This is a genomic window from Micromonospora sp. CA-248089 (assembly GCF_050948515.1).
Classification (GTDB): Bacteria; Actinomycetota; Actinomycetes; order Mycobacteriales; family Micromonosporaceae; genus Micromonospora.
Window position 1 is genome coordinate 3,253,538 of the sequence record NZ_CP192016.1, and the last position, 16,191, is coordinate 3,269,728.

General features: G+C 75.8%; 12 protein-coding genes. 4 read left to right on the top strand and 8 right to left on the bottom strand.

The features are described from left to right. Window positions 1-4: 4 nt before the first annotated feature. Genes ACQP26_RS15450 through ACQP26_RS15460 form a run of 3 tightly spaced genes read right to left on the bottom strand, consistent with a single transcriptional unit; the run spans window position 5 to window position 3,171 of the window. Complete coding sequence (locus ACQP26_RS15450) at window positions 5-595, bottom strand: pyridoxamine 5'-phosphate oxidase family protein (protein ID WP_269706210.1); 591 nt, start codon at window positions 593-595, stop codon at window positions 5-7. A 59-nt stretch (window positions 596-654) separates the two neighbouring features. After that, the gene (locus ACQP26_RS15455; RefSeq protein WP_433493173.1) at window positions 655-1,806 is read right to left on the bottom strand and encodes a hypothetical protein; all 1,152 of its coding nucleotides are present in this window, start codon (window positions 1,804-1,806) and stop codon (window positions 655-657) included. Window positions 1,807-1,818: 12 nt separating this feature from the next. Further along, window positions 1,819-3,171 (bottom strand): MFS transporter, encoded by a 1,353-nt coding sequence (locus ACQP26_RS15460; protein WP_269706207.1) that lies wholly within the window; start codon window positions 3,169-3,171, stop codon window positions 1,819-1,821. Window positions 3,172-3,244: 73 nt separating this feature from the next. On the opposite strand from ACQP26_RS15460, the gene ACQP26_RS15465 reads away from it, so the two are divergent. Genes ACQP26_RS15465 through ACQP26_RS15480 form a run of 4 tightly spaced genes read left to right on the top strand, consistent with a single transcriptional unit; the run spans window position 3,245 to window position 6,643 of the window. Next, a complete protein-coding gene (locus ACQP26_RS15465; protein ID WP_281577864.1) occupies window positions 3,245-3,907 on the top strand; it encodes a TetR/AcrR family transcriptional regulator in 663 nt (220 codons plus the stop codon). 54 nt (window positions 3,908-3,961) lie between these two features. After that, window positions 3,962-5,269, top strand: coding sequence for a flavin-containing monooxygenase (locus tag ACQP26_RS15470; RefSeq protein WP_433493174.1), 1,308 nt, complete (start codon window positions 3,962-3,964; stop codon window positions 5,267-5,269). After that, complete coding sequence (locus tag ACQP26_RS15475; RefSeq protein ID WP_433493175.1) at window positions 5,266-6,123, top strand: SDR family NAD(P)-dependent oxidoreductase; 858 nt, start codon at window positions 5,266-5,268, stop codon at window positions 6,121-6,123. Before ACQP26_RS15470 ends, ACQP26_RS15475 begins: the two co-directional genes overlap by 4 nt. A 10-nt stretch (window positions 6,124-6,133) precedes the next feature. After that, window positions 6,134-6,643: an NUDIX hydrolase gene (locus ACQP26_RS15480; protein ID WP_433493176.1), complete on the top strand. Its 510-nt coding sequence runs from the start codon at window positions 6,134-6,136 to the stop codon at window positions 6,641-6,643. Here ACQP26_RS15480 and ACQP26_RS15485 read toward each other — a convergent pair. From ACQP26_RS15485 to ACQP26_RS15505, 5 genes are all read right to left on the bottom strand, one after another. Then, window positions 6,640-8,817 carry a glycosyl hydrolase family 95 catalytic domain-containing protein gene (locus tag ACQP26_RS15485; protein ID WP_433493177.1) on the bottom strand — a complete coding sequence of 726 codons (2,178 nt, stop codon included), beginning with the start codon at window positions 8,815-8,817 and terminating at the stop codon, window positions 6,640-6,642. The genes ACQP26_RS15480 and ACQP26_RS15485 overlap by 4 nt on opposite strands. Beyond that, a complete protein-coding gene (locus ACQP26_RS15490) occupies window positions 8,814-9,833 on the bottom strand; it encodes a LacI family DNA-binding transcriptional regulator (protein ID WP_433493178.1) in 1,020 nt (339 codons plus the stop codon). Before ACQP26_RS15490 ends, ACQP26_RS15485 begins: the two co-directional genes overlap by 4 nt. After that, a complete protein-coding gene (locus tag ACQP26_RS15495; RefSeq protein ID WP_433493179.1) occupies window positions 9,830-12,238 on the bottom strand; it encodes a beta-glucosidase family protein in 2,409 nt (802 codons plus the stop codon). The genes ACQP26_RS15490 and ACQP26_RS15495 overlap by 4 nt, the downstream gene beginning before the upstream one ends. A gap of 239 nt (window positions 12,239-12,477) precedes the next feature. Continuing rightward, window positions 12,478-13,674 carry an ROK family transcriptional regulator gene (locus ACQP26_RS15500; protein WP_433493180.1) on the bottom strand — a complete coding sequence of 399 codons (1,197 nt, stop codon included), beginning with the start codon at window positions 13,672-13,674 and terminating at the stop codon, window positions 12,478-12,480. Between the two features lie 48 nt (window positions 13,675-13,722). Continuing rightward, window positions 13,723-16,086 carry a TIM-barrel domain-containing protein gene (locus tag ACQP26_RS15505; protein WP_433493181.1) on the bottom strand — a complete coding sequence of 788 codons (2,364 nt, stop codon included), beginning with the start codon at window positions 16,084-16,086 and terminating at the stop codon, window positions 13,723-13,725. Between the last annotated feature and the right edge of the window lie 105 nt (window positions 16,087-16,191).

The following is a 16,191-nucleotide window of genomic DNA, read 5'->3' on the forward strand; positions in this document are numbered from 1 at the left end:
GCGCTCACACCGCCGGGGTGGGCGGCAGCGGCAACGGCAGGCCGGGCAGCCCGTCGATGCTGGTCGCGACGTGGTCCTTGCCGGCGAAGTACGCGCTCAGCGACGCGTCGTCCTCCCGGGCGAACCGGCGTTCGTGCAGGTCCCGGTCGGCGTCGTAGGTCATGAACGGCACCGCGTAGCCGCAGGTGTCGCGGATCAGCTCGGCGTGCACCACGATGATCGCGCGCACGCCGTGCGGACCCGGGTCGATGTCGGGGAAGTGCTTCAGCAGGCCGGGCCAGCGCGGGTCGTCGCGGAACACCGGTTCGCCGCGCCCGTGCACCCGCACGATGTTGGGCGGGCCGGTGAACGCGCACCACATCAGCGTGATCCGGCCGTTCTCCCGCAGGTGGGCGATGGTCTCGGCGTTGCTGCCCGCGAAGTCGAGGTATGCCACGGTGTGTTCGTCGAGCACCGCGAAGCAGCCGCGTAGGCCTTTCGGGGACAGGTTGACGGTGCCGTCACCGGAGAGCGGGGCGGTGGCGACGAAGAACATCGGCTGTGCCTCGACGAAGTCCCGCAGCCGGCCGTCGATGCGCTCGTACGTCTTTCCCATGCCTTCGATCCTCGCCGGAGAGCCGGGTGCGGCGCTGCCCCGTTCCCAGCCCGTGGCGCTCAGCCGGTACGCGTACCGAGCCGCGCCAGCGCCGTCGCGAGATCACTGACCTGGTCGGCGAGCTGCCCGGCGCGCCGCTGCGCGGCGTCCCGGTCGGCCTCGATCACCGCCGTCCGGGCGGCCAGCTCGGCCGCCCGGGCCTCGGCGGCGCTCACCGCCCGCCGCGCCTCGGCCAGCTCCGCGGCGAGCGCGTCCCGCTCGCCGGCGGCGGCGCGCGCCTGCTCAGTCGCCCTTGCCGCCTCGGCCAGAGCCTGCTCGACCGCCGCGCTCGATTCGGCCCGGACCCGCTCCAGCGCCGCCTCGGCCCGGTCCCGCTCGACGACTGCCTGCCGCGCGGTGGCTGCCTGCGCGTCGGCCCGCTCGATGGCGGCCCGGGCCGCGCGTTCCGCCTCGCCGGCTCGTGCCTGGGCGGCCTGCGCGTCGGCGCGGGACTGTTCGGCCCGGTCCAGGGCCTCGGTGGCGGAGCGGGTGGCCCGCTCGGCGTCGGCGCGGGCGGCGTCCCGCTCGGCGGCCAGCTCGGTCGCGCGGCGGCGTTCGGCGTCGCGTTCGGTGCGTACCGTGCGCAGTTCCTGCCGGGCGGTGTCGCGGTCGCGTTCGGCCTGCACCCGCAGCGCCTGCGCGGCGCCCGCCTCGGCGCGGGCGGCGTCGCGGGCCTCCTCGGCGGCGGCGGCCCGGTCGGCGGCGGCGGACGCGGCGGCCTCCGCCCGCTCGGCGCGGTCGGCGGCGGCGTCGCGGTCGGCGTACGCGGCGCGGGCCTGCTGCCGGTCCCGGGCCGCCGCGGCGCTGGCGTCCTCGGCCTCGCGGCGGGCCTCGTCGCGTTCGGCGTGCGCGGCCGCGACCTGCGCCGACGTCTCCGCGCGCAACTCGGCGAGCTGGCGTTCCACACCGGCCGGTGACAGCTCGGCGTGCAGCGCCTCGGTGAGCGTCTCCACGATCTGGTCGAGCCGGTCCACCGCCTCCCAGGTGCGCGCCACCTGCCCGGGCAGGCCGGGGGAGTTGCGGTGGCGCATCCGCGAGTTGCGGGCGGCCCGCTGGCAGGCGCCGTCGTTGTCCCGGCAGTAGCGGAACGGGCGGCCCGCGCCGGCGCGTTGCGGCACGTCGCGTCCGCAGTGGGCGCAGGGTCGGGTGTCGGTGGCGAGCTCGGCGTCCATCGGGGGCGAAGTCTATCCGGCGGCGTCCACGCGGGCCGTGCCGTCGAGGGTGTAGCGGCGCTGCAGCAGCACCGCGACCACCATCACGGCGGCGGGCAGCAGCCCGAAGCCGTAGCGCAGCGCGTCCAGCGCGGCCGGGGACTGGGTCACGCTCTGCCCGGCGGTCGAGGCCACGAACCCGCCGGCGGCGAGGCACAGCGCGTACGCGTAGGGGCCCAGCGCCGCGCCGGTGGCCTCGGTGGCGGTCCACACCCCGGTGTACGTGCCGGCCCGCTCGGTGCCGCCGGCCGCGCGGATCACGTCGGGCAGCATCGAGAACGGCAGCAGTTGCATGCCGGCGAACGCCACCCCGAGCACCGCCACGGCCGCCACCAGCACCGGCAGCCCGGCGGGGCGGCCGACGGCCAGCACCAGCGACCCGGCGGCGAACGCGGCCTGCGCGGCGAGCAGGGCACGTTGCTTGCCGATCCGCCGCGCCACCGCGAGCCAGCCCGGGGTGACGAGCAGCGCCGGTGCGACGAACGCGGCCACCAGCACCGTGGTGAGGCCGGGGCGGCCCAGTTCGTACTCGGCGTAGTAGGGCACACCGGCGAGCACCAGGTGGGTGGTGGTGGACATGGCCAGGTACGCGCCGACCAGCCAGCGGAACTGCCGGTCCCGCAGGCTCGCCGCCAGCGCCCGCCACCCGCCCGGGCCGTGCGGCGGCGCCGTGTCGGCGGCGGTACGGCGCAACCGGCCGATCCCGGCGACACCGACCAGCATCGCGGCGAACATCCCGGCCGCCAGCACCACGCCCATCAGCAGGTAACCGTCGCGGGTGGCGTCGTCGCCGCCGGCCAGCAGCGGCGCGAGCAGCCCGGAGACGAGGATGCCGAGCGTCAGCACCACCATCCGGAACGCCATCAGCCGGGTCCGCTCGTGGTAGCCGATCCGCAGGTCCGCCGGCGTCGCCAGGTAGGGCACCTGGTACGCGGCGAACAGCAGGTTGCCGGCGACGAAGAACACCGCCACCCAGCCGGCCGCGGCGGCGCCGGTGAGCCCGCCGGGGACGGCGAACAGGGCGGCGAACGCCAGCGGCAGCGCGCACCCGGCCAGCAGCAGCCGGCGGCGGTGCCCGCGGCGGGCCTGCTCCACGTCGCAGCGGTGCCCGATCCACGGGTGCAGCAGCACGTCGGCGATCTTCGGCAGCAGCAGCGTGAGCCCGGCGAGCCACGGCGCGACCGCCAGCACGTCGGTCAGGAAGTAGAGCAGCAGCAGGCCGGGCACTGTCACCCAGACACCCATGCCGAGTGAGCCGGTGGCGAACCCGACGAGCGGGCCGCGCGGCAGGGTGACCGCGTCGGAGCGCTGATCCAGCCCGGTCATGGCGGTCTCCTGTCCTCGGGGCGCGCCGCCCCCAATCCAACGGTTGCTGGATTGTAGGGGGAACAATGGCCGGATGACCATGCCTCGCCGCCGGCCGGGCCGGCCCCGCCGCGACGACCAGCGGCCGACCCGTGACCTGGTGCTCGCCGCCGCCACCGCGCTGTTCGCCGAGCGGGGCTTCGACGCGGTCAGCGTCCGCGACGTCGCCGCCGCCGCCGGAGTGGACGCGGCCACCGTCGTGCACCACACCGGCACCAAGGCGCAGCTCTACGACGCCTGCTTCGCCCGCGTGTTCAGCGCCGAACGGGAGGTCATCGAGGCGGCCGGGGAACGCGCCCGGACGGCCCTGTCGGCCGGGCCGCGCGACGCGCTGCGGGCGCTGCACGACCTGGTGGACGTGTTCGTCGACTTCCTGGAGGACCGGCCGGAGACGACCGCGCTGTGGCTGCGCCGCTGGCTGGAGCCGCAGCGGCACGGCGAACTGGACCGCCGCTACGCCGCGCCGTTGTACGGGCTGGTCGAGGAGTTGCTGGTGGCCGCGGCCGGTGCCGGCGCGCTGACCGAGCCGACGCCGCACGTGACGGTGCGTTCCCTGGTCTGGGCGGTGCACGGGCACGTGGTGGCGCTCGCCGCCGGGGCCGGCTCCGGTGCCCGGGAGCGGCGCGAGTTCCGGGCGTTCGTACACCGCTTCCTCGACGCGCTGTACCGGGCCGATCCGGGAGACGCCCGCCCTTGACGCCGGCCCGCGCTCCGGGGATTATCCATCAGTCGTTGGATTAAGGGGGCGGGTATGGCCACACCGAGGGTCGCTGTCGTCGGCGCCGGAGCCGCCGGACTGGCCACACTCAAGGCGCTGGCCGACGCCGGCGTCCCGGCCGTCGCGTTCGAGACGGCGGACACGCTCGGTGGCCTCTGGGTGTACGGCGCACCCGGCTCGCCCGCGTACCGGACGCTGCACCTGAACACCAGCAAGGGGCGCACCGAGTTCGCCGACCACCCGATGCCGGCCGACTGGCCGGACTACCCCGACCACACCCGTGTCGCGGGCTACCTCGGCGACTACGCCGACCGGTTCGGGCTGCGCGAGGCGGTACGGCTGCGCCACACCGTCGAGCGGGTCACCCGCACCGGCGACGGCTGGCGGGTGCGGGCCACCGGCCCGGACGGCCCGGTCGATGTCGACGTCGAGGCGGTGGTGGTCGCCAACGGGCACAACCGGGTGCCGAAGCGGCCCGAGCCGTACCCGGGCGAGTGCACCGCCGAGCAGATGCACAGCCACGACTACCGCGGCCCGGAACAGCTCGCCGGGCGCCGGGTCCTCGTCGTCGGCGGCGGCAACTCCGCCATGGACATCGCCGTCGACGCCTCGTACGCCGCCACGCGCACGCTGCTGTCGTTGCGCCGCGGCGTGTGGGTGGTGCCCAAGTACCTGCTGGGCCGCCCGTCGGACACGCTCAACGGCGCGCTCGCCCGCCGGCTGCCCTGGCGGCTGCGGCAGCGCATCAGTCAAACCATGATCACCACAGCGCTCGGGCCGCCCACCCGGTACGGGCTACCCGCACCGGCGCACGGCTTCCTCCAGGACCACCCGACGCTGTCCGACGCGCTGCTGTCCCGGCTCACCCACGGCGACATCCAGGCCCGGCCCGGCATCGCCCGCTTCGACGGCGACCGGGTCGAGTTCACCGACGGCCGCCACGACGAGGTCGACCTGGTCGTCTGGTGCACCGGCTACCGCGTCGAGATGCCGTTCCTCGACCCGGCGCTGCTCGGCGAGGGCGCGGACCGGCTGCCGCTGTACCGGCACGTGTTCCACCTGGACGCCCCCGGGCTGGCGTTCGTCGGGCTGATGCAGTCCACCGGCGCCGCGTTCCCCCTGGTCGAGGCGCAGGCCCGGCTGGTGGCCGCGCGGCTGGCCGGCACCTGGGCGCCACCGGACGCGGCCCGTCAGGCCGCCGCCTGCCGCGAGGAGCTGCGCGCCGCCACCGCCCGGTGGGGGCAGCGCCGCCCGCACATGCGCGTCGACTTCGACGTCTACCTGGCCGAGCTGGGCCGCGAACTGGCCGCCGGCCGTCGCCGCGCCGGAGCGGGACGATGAGCGCGGCAGGCCGGAACCCGGCCGCCGGAGCAGGCGCTCTGGCCGGACGGCGGGTGCTGGTCACCGGTGCCCGGGGTACGTTCGGGCAGCATCTGGGCGCCGCGCTCACCGCCGCCGGCGCCCACGTGGTCGGGCTTGACCTGCACGCCGACCCCGACGCCACACCGCCCGTGCTCGGCGTCGACCTGACCGACCCGGCCGCGACGCCACCGGCGGTGGCCGCCGCGATCGACCGGCTCTGCGGGCTGGACCTGCTCGTCAACAACGCCGGTGTCGGCGGGCCCGCGCCCGCCGAGCTGCCGCCGGACGAGGTGGTACGCCGCCAGATCGAGGTGAACCTGCTCGCCGCTTGGCGGACCACCGCCGCCGCGATGCCGGCCCTGGAGGCGGCCCGCGGGCGGGTGATCTTCGTGGCCAGCCGGATGGCGGTGCTGCCGCTGCCGCTCGCCGCCGCGTACGGGGTCAGCAAGCGGGCGCTCGTCGCGTACGCCGACGCGCTGCGCCACGAAGTAGGCACCCACGTCGGCGTCAGCGTCGTCTACCCCAGCATGGTCGCGTCCCCGATCCACGACAGCACCGTGGCGGCCGGGCTGTCGCTGAGCGGGGTGTCCCGTCCGGAACCCGTGGAGGGAGTGGTGGCCGCGATCCTGCGCGCCGCCACCGCCCGACGCGCACCACGGGACGTGGCCACCACCCGGCGCGGACGGATCGAACTGGCGCTGGCCCGGCACGCTCCGGCGCTGGCCGACCGGATGGTGCGCCGTACCGTCGCCGGCAGGTTGGCCGCCGGGGACCTGGACGGTGCGGCGCTGGCCGAGGGCATGGTCCGGCGGCACCGGCAGGACCGCCGGTAGCCTGCTCGCCATGGCCGTCTCGCCCTACATCGCCCGGCTGCGCCGCCACGTCGGCCACGACCTGCTCGTGCTGTACGGCGTCAGCGGCGTGGTGACCGACGACGCGGGGCGGGTGCTGCTGGCCCGCCGGGGCGACAACGGCCGCTGGTCGGTGCCGGCGGGCACCGTCGATCCGGGCGAGCAACCGGCCGACGCGCTGGTGCGCGAGGTCCACGAGGAGACCGGTGTCACCGTGGCGATCGACCGGCTCGCCGGTGTCGCCACCCACCCGGTGGTCTACCCCAACGGCGACGCCTGCGAATACCTGAACATCTGGTTCCGCTGCCGGGCCATCGGCGGGGCGCCGGCCGCCGACGGCGACGAGTCGCTGGCGGTGGCCTGGTTCGCCCCGGACGCGCTGCCCGCCCTGGACGACTGGGCGCGGCTGCGGATCGGCACCGCGCTGACCGAGGACGCCCCGCCCTGGTACGCCGCGCCGGGGCAGAGCCACCCGGCGCTGCGCCAGCCCGACAACCTCTAGCCGAACGCCATCTCGCACGGCCGGTCCGGGGCCAGATCCACCGCACGGTGGCCGCCGGGCGCGTGCACCACCACGCGCTGCGCCACCGGCGACACCAGCCGCGCCCGGATCAGGCCGGGCGCCCAGGTCAGCTCCTCGACGGTGACCCGGCCCCGGCAGGTGACGCCGCGCAGCGTCCCGGCGGGCAGGCCCGGCAGCGGCGCGGGGAGCAGCCGTAGCATCCCTGGCCGGGACTGCACGAGCGACTCGATCAGCACCGCCGGCAGCGCGTGCGCGGCGTCGGCGTTGTACGTCCTCCGGCCCGGGTTGTGCGCGCTCATCAGCGACCGGAAGAACATGTCCGCGCCGACGATCTTGCGCAGGTTCGTCGCGACCAGCTCGCCGTCACGTAGCCGTGCCGCCGCGAGCGCCCGGTGCAGGCTGCCGTGTGCGGACATGTTCTCGTCGCCGCGCAGCGTCAGCGCCCGGTGCGCGGCGGTGGCCAGCTCCGGGGTGTCGTCCGGATCGATCTCGTGCAGCGGCCACACCGGATACAGGTGGCTGACGTGCCTGTGGTCCTCGTCGCCGGTGCTGCCGGGCCACGCCCACTCGGCGAGCGCGCCGCGCCCGTCCACCAGGTAGTCCGGCGGCCGCACCCCGGCCCACCGGTCCTCGCCGGTGACCTCGGCGGCCAGCCGCAGCGCGTGCCGGGCGGCGGCGACGTCCATGGTGGCGTTGACCGCGACCGGCGCGACCCGGCCGGTGTCGTCGTACGGGCCGGTCTCCGGTGAGTACGACGGCACCAGCGCCGGATGCCCGTCCACAGCGGTCAGCACGTCGGCGAAGAAGTCCGCCACCTCGGCCAGCCAGCCGGCCACCTCACCCAGCGGCTCACCGGTGACGAGGTGGTGTTCGTGCAGCGGGTGCAGCAGCCAGTCCGCGCCGGCCAGCCACGCGGTGAACGGCCAGTCGGGGTGGACGTGGAACAGGTGCCCGTGCTCGCCGTCGGTGCGGCTGGGCGCCAGTAGCCCGCGCGACCCGTACACGGCCCGCGCGTTGGCGCGCCAGTGGTCCACCTGCGCGGCGACCAGCCGGGCGTGCGCCGCCGTCACCTCCGGCAGCGCGCCCACGTTGGCGCCCGCCAGTTGCAGGTTCAGGTTCGCGTCGGTGGTGAAGTCACCGGCCCACGCCGCGTCCCAGGAGCCCAGCCACAGCCCGGTCAGCCGGGGCGGCAGCACCCCGCTGGCGCTGAACAGCAGGTACCGGCCGGAGTGGAACAGCCGTTCCAGCAGCGCCGGGTCCAGCCGGTCCGGCGCGGCGGACTGCCGGGCCAGCAGCTCACCCACCGGTAGCGCCCGGTCGGCGGCGGGCACGCCGAGGTCCAGGCCGACCCGGAGGTACGGGCCGCGATGGCGCGGCACGTGCCGGGCCAGCAGCGCCTCGTAGTTCCCGGCCGGCGCGGCGAGCCGCTGCTCCGATGCCCGGGTACGCCAGGGCGGCGCGTCGGGCCGGTCGACGAGCGTGGTGAGCAGCGCCGGTCCGCGTACGCGTACCCGGTCGCCGTCGACGCTCACGTCGCCGCGCAGCAGCGTCAGTCCTTCGAACCCGTACGCCCCGCCGGCAGCCGGGTAGCGGGCACGGACCCGCAGGAACACCAGACCGTCGCGGGCGTACGCGGCCTGCTCGTAGACCACGTCGGCCGGTTTGCCGGGCAGCTCACCGGTCGCCCCGACGACGCAGTCGCCCTGGTCGAGGTGCAGCACCGCGACACCGTCGGCGCGGGAGGCGAAGCAGCGCCGCCGCCCGCCCGACCACTCGACGGTCACCTCCCCGGTGGTGAAGTCGGTGTGGCGCCGGTAGTCGCGTACCGGGCCGGGCGGCGCGTCGACGGTCAGCGCGTACCCGGGGTGGAACGACTGGGTCCACTCCAGCTCCCGGCCGCCGGTGAGCAGCCGGGCGGCCTCGGCGCGGCGTCCGGCGAGCACCAGCGCGCGGATGTGCGGCATCCGGCCGGCCAGTTCGGGCGCGCGGGCGTCCCGGGTGCCGTTGGGCAGGACGAGCCGGTGGTGGTTCACCACGATCCGCTCGGTGTGCGGCTGCCCGTGGACCATCAGGCCCAGCTCACCGTTGCCGGTGAGGAACGCGTCGGTCCAGTCGGCGGCCGGGGCGGTGTCGTGGATGCGGTGCGCCGTCACCGGCCGGCGCTGGTGTCCCGCACGGTGAGGTGCGGTTCCAGCAGCGTCACCTCCGGCACCGCCTCGCCGCTCAACCGCCGCATCAGCAGCGCCACCGCCTGCCGGCCGACCTCCTCGGCGGGCACCGGTACGCAGGTGAGCCCGGACTGCTCGGCCAGCTCGTCCGGGCAGATCGCGACCACCGACACATCGCGGGGCACCCGGCGGCCCAGCAGCGGCAGCGTGGCGAGCACCGGCCCGACCGCCGACTCGTTCTGCACCACCAGCCCGGTGACGTCCGGGTGGTCGGCGAGCAGCGCCTCCAGGTCGCGGCGTACCGCCGCCGGTCCCTCCTCGCAAGGCCGGGTCACCGCGTCGACGCCGAGCCGCTCGGCGGCGGCGCGTACCCCGGCGCGGGTGCGGTGGGCGAACCCGGTGCCCCGGTCGTAGACCGCGGCGGGCGCGCCGAGCAGCGCGACCCGCCGGTGCCCGGCGGCGGCCAGGTGTTCCACGCACAGCTCACCGGCGCGCCGGAAGTCGAGGTCCACGCAGGCCAGACCGGTGCTGTCGGCGGGGTGCCCGATCAGGACGCCGGGTAGCGCCAGCTCCCGCAGCAGCGGCACCCGGGAGTCCTCCAGCTCCACATCCATCAGCAGCACGCCGTCGACGAGCGCGCTGCCGGCGATGCGGTGCAGCCCGGCCGGTCCCTCGTCGGCGGTGACCAGCAGCACGTCGTGGTCGTAGCGGCGGGCGGTGGTGACCACGGCGGTGGCGAAGCGCATCACCACCGGCACCTGCATGCCGGTACGCAGCGGCAGCACGAGCGCGATCACGTTCGCCTTGCGGCTGGCCAGCGCGCGGGCCCCGGCGTGCGGGTGGTAGCCCAGCGCGCGGACGCTGGCGAGCACCCGCACGCGGGTGGTGGCCGAGATGGTGCGTTTGCCGCTCAGCACGTACGACACGGTGCTGGCGGCCACCCCGGCGTGCCGGGCCACGTCGGCGATGGTGACCTGCTCACCGGGGGTCCGCCCGTTCACCGGGCCGCCCCGGAGCGGGAGCCCGCCGGCTCGGCGGTCGCGTCGCCACCGGTCACCGTCAGCGCGCCGGCCAGCCGGATGTCGCGGGCGGACCGGCCGACCAGCACCGAATGGACGGCGTCCTCCACCACCATCGCGGCCCGGGTCTCGTCCCACCAGGCCAGGTCGGCGGTACGCAGGCACAGCGTCACCCGGGCGGCGCAGCCCGGGTCGAGCGTGACGCGGGCGAAGTCGCGCAACTGCCGCAGCGGCTGCTTGACCCGGGAGCGCCGCTGCCGGGTGTAGAGCTGCACGACCTCGGTGCCCGGGCGGCGGCCCGTGTTGGTGACCTCGACGCTCACCTCCACCTCCTCGCCGGCACGCGCCGCGGCGGTGCTCAACCGAAGGTCAGCGTAGTCGAACTCGGCGTAACTGAGCCCGTGCCCGAACGGGTACAGCGGCTCACCCCGGTGGTAGAGGTAGGTGCTGTCGGCGCCGATGACGTCGTAGTCGAGCAGGTCGGGCAGTTCGGCGGCGTCGGCGTACCAGGTCTGGGTGAGCCGCCCGCCCGGGTCGGCGGCGCCGAGCAGCACGTCCGCCAGCCCGTTGCCGTGTTCCTGTCCACCGTGGGCGCTCCACAGCACCGCCGGCAGGTGCTCCTGCGCCCAGCCGGCCGCGTACGGGTAGCTGCTGGTCAGCGCCAGCACGGTACGCGGGTTCGCGGCGTGCACGGCCCGCAGCAGCTCCGCCTGCCCGGTGGGCAGCGCCAGGTCGGCGCGGTCCTCGGTCTCCCGGCCGTTGACCATCGGGTGGTTGCCGAGCACCACCACGGCCACGTCGGCGGCGGCGGCGAGCGCGGCGGCGTCGGCGGTCCCGTCGGCGAGGAGCGTCACGGTGAACGCGGCCGGGTCGCCGGTGGCGACGCTCAGCCGTCCGTCCGGTGCGACGCCGACGTGCCGTCCGGTGGCCAGGTGGTGCAGCAGCGCGGTGCCGTCGGGCCGGTGGTGCAGGCGGAACGTCTCGCGGACCACCCAGCCGCCCGGTCCGTCGCGGTCGGCCACCAGGGCCCCGGCGTCGTCGGCGCCGACGTACCGGCCGGTGTCCAACGCGCGCAGCGCCACCACGTCCTGCCCCCAGTCGACCACCTCGAACTCGGTCGCGGTGTCGCCGAGCGCCAGCGGGCCGTCGCCGTCGAGGCGTACCGCGCGGTCGCCGGCGTGCAGCGTGATCCGGTCCGTGCCGGGGTGGGTGGTCACCTCGGGCAGCCGTCCGAGCAGCCCGGCGTACGCGCTGATCGTGTACGGCGGGGTGCCGCTGTACCAGTCGGTGAGCACGGTGTCGGCGAGTGGGCCGAGCACCGCGACGCGGGTGCCGGGGCGCAGCGGCAGCAGGCCGTCGTTGCGCAGCAGCACGACCGACTGGCGGGCGGCCTCGCGGGCGAGTTCCCGGTGGGCGAGGCTGTCGAGGGTGTGGGGCGGTACGTCGTCGTGGGGATCGGGGTCCAGGTCGCCCAGGCGGGACCGGACGGACAGGATCCGCCGCACCGCCCGGTCCACGTGGGAGGGCTCGATCAGCCCGCGCGCCAGCGCCTCGGTGAGACGCTCCACTGTGGGGGCGCTGTCCTCGTCGTCCTCGGTGAAGCTGTCGATCCCGGCGCGCAGCGCGGCGGCGAAGCCGGCCACGTGGTCGGGCAGGTACTCCTGCACCCCGGCGATGTTGCCGACCGCTCCGGCGTCGCCGACCACCATGATCTCGTCGTCGGCGTAGCCGCGCAGCTCGCCCTCGATCAGCGGGCTCAGGTGCGCCGGTACGCCGTCGACCAGGTTGTACGACGCCATCACGGCCACCGCCGCGCCGGCGGCCAGCGGGGCGCGGAACGCCGGCAGCTCGTACTCGTGCAGCACCCGCGGCGGCAGGTCGCTGGAGGTGGTGGCCCGGTCGGTCTCGTTGTTGTAGCCGAGGAAGTGCTTGAGCGTCGGCGCGGTGCGCAGCCGGATCGGGTGGTCGCCGCGCAACCCGAGCGCGTACGCGGTGGCCAGCTCGCCGGTCAGCCACGGGTCCTCGGACCAGCCCTCCTCGTTGCGTCCCCACCGGGGGTCGCGCAGCGGGTTGACCACCGGCGCCCACACGTTGAGGCCGACGCGGTCCGGGTCGGCCCGGTGTTTGACCCGCACCTCGTCGCCGACGGCGGCACCGACCGCCCGGATGAGATCCGGGTTCCAGCTCGCGGCCAGGCCGATCGCCTGCGGGAAGACGGTGGCGGTGCCGAGCCACGCGACGCCGTGCAGCGCCTCGGTGCCGGTGCGGAAGGCGCGCAGGCCGAGCCGCGGCACCGGTGCCTGCCACTGGTGCAGCAGGCCGAGCTTCTCCGGGAGGGTGAGCCGGGCCAGCAGGTCGTCGAGACGGTGGGGGACGGGGTCGGTCATGGCGGGCGCCTCCGGTCGGCGTACGGGCCGCCGCTCGTCCGTCGAAGCGCTTCGACGGACGAGCCGGTGATGCGGCGACGCGTACGCGAAAAGGGGTGGTGGTGGGGTCGGCGGTGTCGGCCCGGAGCGGTGGTGAAGCGCTTCGACAACCGCCGAAAAACACGCCGCTTCGCAGGTTGCCCGGTCCCGGAACGCGGCGCTACCGAGGTTGACACCTTCCGGCGGGTGCGGTCAAGGGGTCATCCGGCGGGCAGGCGTCCCGCCTCCACTGTGGCGAGTGCGGCGGTGGCGCCGCCCAGCGCACCGGCGGCCGAGCCGAGCGTGCTGGCCTCCAGCCGCACCCCGGGCGGGACCGGTGTGCGGGCGGCGAGTTCGGCGTGGGCGGCCGGCAGCAGCCACGGCGCGAGCGCCGCCAGGTGCCCGCCGACCACCACCACCTCCGGGTCGAGCAGTCCGGACAGGACCGACACGGCCTGCCCGAGCAGCCGGCCGATCTCGGTCAGCCCGGTGCGTACCGGCTCCTCGCCGGCGCGGGCCAGGGCCTGGATCCGTTCGATCTCCGGCAGGTGGTCGGTGACCGGCCCGTCGCCGGGTAGCAGGCGGCCGATCACCGCGTCCACGCCGAGCAGCGCGGTGAGGCAGCCGCGCCGCCCGCAGTCGCAGGGCGGGCCGTCCGCGGCGAGGGGCAGGTGCCCGATCTCGCCCGCGAAGCCCCGGCCACCGCGCAGCAGCCGGCCGCCGCTGATCAGGCCCGCACCGATCGACGGACCACCGGTCAGGTGGATCAGGTCGGCCGTGGCGGCGTACGGGCCGTGCCGCCGCTCGGCCAGCACGGCGAGGTTGGCCTCGGTGTCGACGGCGACCGGGAAGCCGGGGTCGCGCAGCGCGCGGCGCACCGAGGCGGCCAGCGGCACGCCGTGCCAGCCCAGCGCGGGGGCCACCGGCACGTCGCCGTCGGGGTTCACCAGCCCCGGCACGGCCACGGTCAGGCCGAGCACCGTACGGTCCGCGCCGATCCGGGTGACGGCGCGCCGGACCAGCGCGACGAGCGCCTTCACCGTCTCCTCGGGGCCGGCGGTGGCGGCGGGGAACGCGCGCCGCCAGGTGAGCACCGGGTCGCCGCCGAGGCCGGCGGCGACCGCGACCATTTCGTCCGCGCCGACGCGCAGGCCGAGCCCGACGTAGCGGGAGCCGTCGAGGACGAGCATGGTGGCCGGGCGGCCGACCCGGTTCTCGGTCAGCCCGGTCTCACGCAGCAGGCCGTGCTCGATCAGCTCGGCGACCAGGCTGGAGACGGTGGCCTTGTTCAGCCCGGTGCGCGCGGCGACGTCGGCCCGGGAGCAGGGGGCGTGCCGGCGCACGTGCCGGAGCACCGCGGCCCGGTTGGTCACCCGCACGTCGCCGAGGTCGGCCGTCGGCCGGTCGATGCTGATCACGTACTGCCCGCCTCCTGCGCCCGGCCGTGGGTTCGGCTACAGCTTAAACTAAATAGGCGCGATTCCGGCCGGGTGGGCCCGGCCCGGGAACCACGGCGCGAACGGGGTGACCGGGATCGGCTCGCCGTCGAGCACCACCCGGCGCGGCGGGTCCGTCCCGACCACGCTGACCTGCCGGACGTCGAGCGGCCCCTCCACCCGGACGCGCAGCGTGTCGCCGTCGCGCACGGCGGTGATCGTGGTGTCGCCGTCGGGGTCCCGCACCACGCTCACGCCGTCGACGCCGCCCCAGGCCACCAGCGTCACGTCCCGGAACGGGCCGGTCCCGGCCGTCGCCGCGGGCGCCACCGTGGGGATCAGCGCGCCGTGGCGCACGTACAGCGGGAGCCGGTCCAGCGGCACGCTCACCCGCAGGTGCCGGCCGCCGGGGTGCCGCTGCCCGGTGTACGCGTCCAGCCAGTCGTCGCCCACCGGCAGGTACACGGCGCGTTCGCCGCAGGGATCGAGCACCGGCGCCACCAGCAGATCGGGGCCGAGGCGGTACTGCAGGTCGGTGGTCCAGGCGACCGGGTCGTCCGGGGTGTCGACGAGCAGCGCCCGCATCATCGGGCCGCCGGTGCGGGAGCTGTCCACTGCCGCCGACCAGAGGTACGGCAGCAGCCGGTAGCGCAGCCGCAACGCGTCCACCGCGTGCCGTTCCGCCTCGGGCGGGAACTCCCACGGCAGGCGGCTGGTGGTGCCGTGCAGCCGCACCAACGGGGACAGCGCGCCGAACTGGGTCCAGCGCACGTACAGGTCCGGCTCGGGCGTGCCGTGGAAGCCGCCGGTGTCGTGGCTCCAGAACGGCACGCCGGACAGCCCGTGGGACAGGCCGCCGCGCAGCGTGCTGGCCATGCCGGGCCAGGTGGCGTTGACGTCGCCGCTCCACTGGGCGCTGTGCCGCTGCCCGCCCAGGTACGACGAGCGCGCCCACACGGTGCGGTGCCCGGCCACCTCCTCGGTGACGTCGGCGACCGCGTCGTTGAACAGCAGCGCGTACACGTTGTGCAGTTCCACGCCGGTCATGCCGTTGTGGGCGAGCGCGTCGGCGGGCACGCCCTCGGCGAAGTCGGTCTTGAACACCGCGACGCCCTGCGCCAGCAGCGGCCGCAGCAGGCCCTGGAACCAGCGCACCGCGGCCGGGTTGGTGAGGTCCACGATGGCGCCCGCCGGGTAGCTGCCGTGCCAGGTGTCGGCGACGTACGTGCCGCCGTCGGGGTGGCGCAGGAAGTACCCGGCGGCCTCGGCCTCGGCGTAGAGCGGGCTGCCGGTCATCAGGTACGGGTTCATCCACAGGCACACCCGGAAGCCCTGCTCGGTGAGGTCCTTGAGCATGCCGTCCGGGTCGGGGAAGGCGTCGGTGTCCCAGCGCAGGTCCGACCAGTGCCCGGCGACCTGCCAGTAGCAGTCCAGGTGCAGCACGTCGCAGGGGACGTCCCGCTCGCGGAGGCGCCGGGCCCGCTCCAGCACCCGCTGCTGGCTGTCCGGGAAGAAGCCGGACGAGATCCACGCGCCGAACGCCCACCTCGGCGGCAGGTACGGCCGCCCGGTCAGCGCGTCGAGCCGGTCGAGGACCCGCTCCGGGGTGGGTCCGGCGAGCACGTAGTAGTCGAGCAGGTCGTCCGGGACGAGGATCTGCACGCTGCTGTGGGTGCTCGCGCACACGTCGAACTGCACCGGCAGCCCGCTGTCGACAAGCACGCCGTAGCCCCGGTCGGACAGGTAGAACGGCACGTTCTTGTGCGACCGGTCGGACTCCCCGCCGAAGGCGTCGAAGTTCCACATCAGCGGCCGCTGGCCGCGCTTGTCCAGCGGCGTGAACTTCTCACCGAAGCCGGCGAACCGTTCGTCGCCCGGCGCCACGAAGCTCTCGTGCCAGGCGACCGGCTCGCCGTCGACTGTGGAGCGGCCCAGCGGCAGCGTCCGGCGCCGGCCGCTGATGTCCCGGGTGCCGGCGTCGGAGGCGAGCAGCAGCCGCCCGTCCGGCGTGCGGAAGCACAGCTCCCACGGGTCCAGGCGCACCTCGGCGACCACGCCGCCGGCACCGACGCGCACGTGCGTGCCGTCGATGGTCACGGTGGCCGGGTGCGGTTGCGGGTGGACCAGCGTCAGCGCAGCTGCGGACCGGCTGCGGACCGACAGGTCGTCGGCGAGGCGTACCCGGATGATCCCGTCTCCGGCGGCCTCGATGCGCGCGACGAGCGTGCGGCCGGACGCGCAGGTCGCGGTGAGCGTGACCCCGTGCGCGTCGGTCCCGGCCACCGCGGCCCGCAGCACGTCGTCGGCGCCCTCCTCGCCGGGGGCGCGGACCGGCAGGTCGGGCGGGTCGGCCACGAACGTCTCGTACGGGACCAGCGGCGGGCGGTACGGCATGGGCGTCTCCTCGCGGCGTCCACGGGCGGTCCCGCCAGTTTCTTTGGAAGCCCAACTAACTGTCAATGATCGACGCCATTGACTTTCCTTCTCACCTGTTCCTAT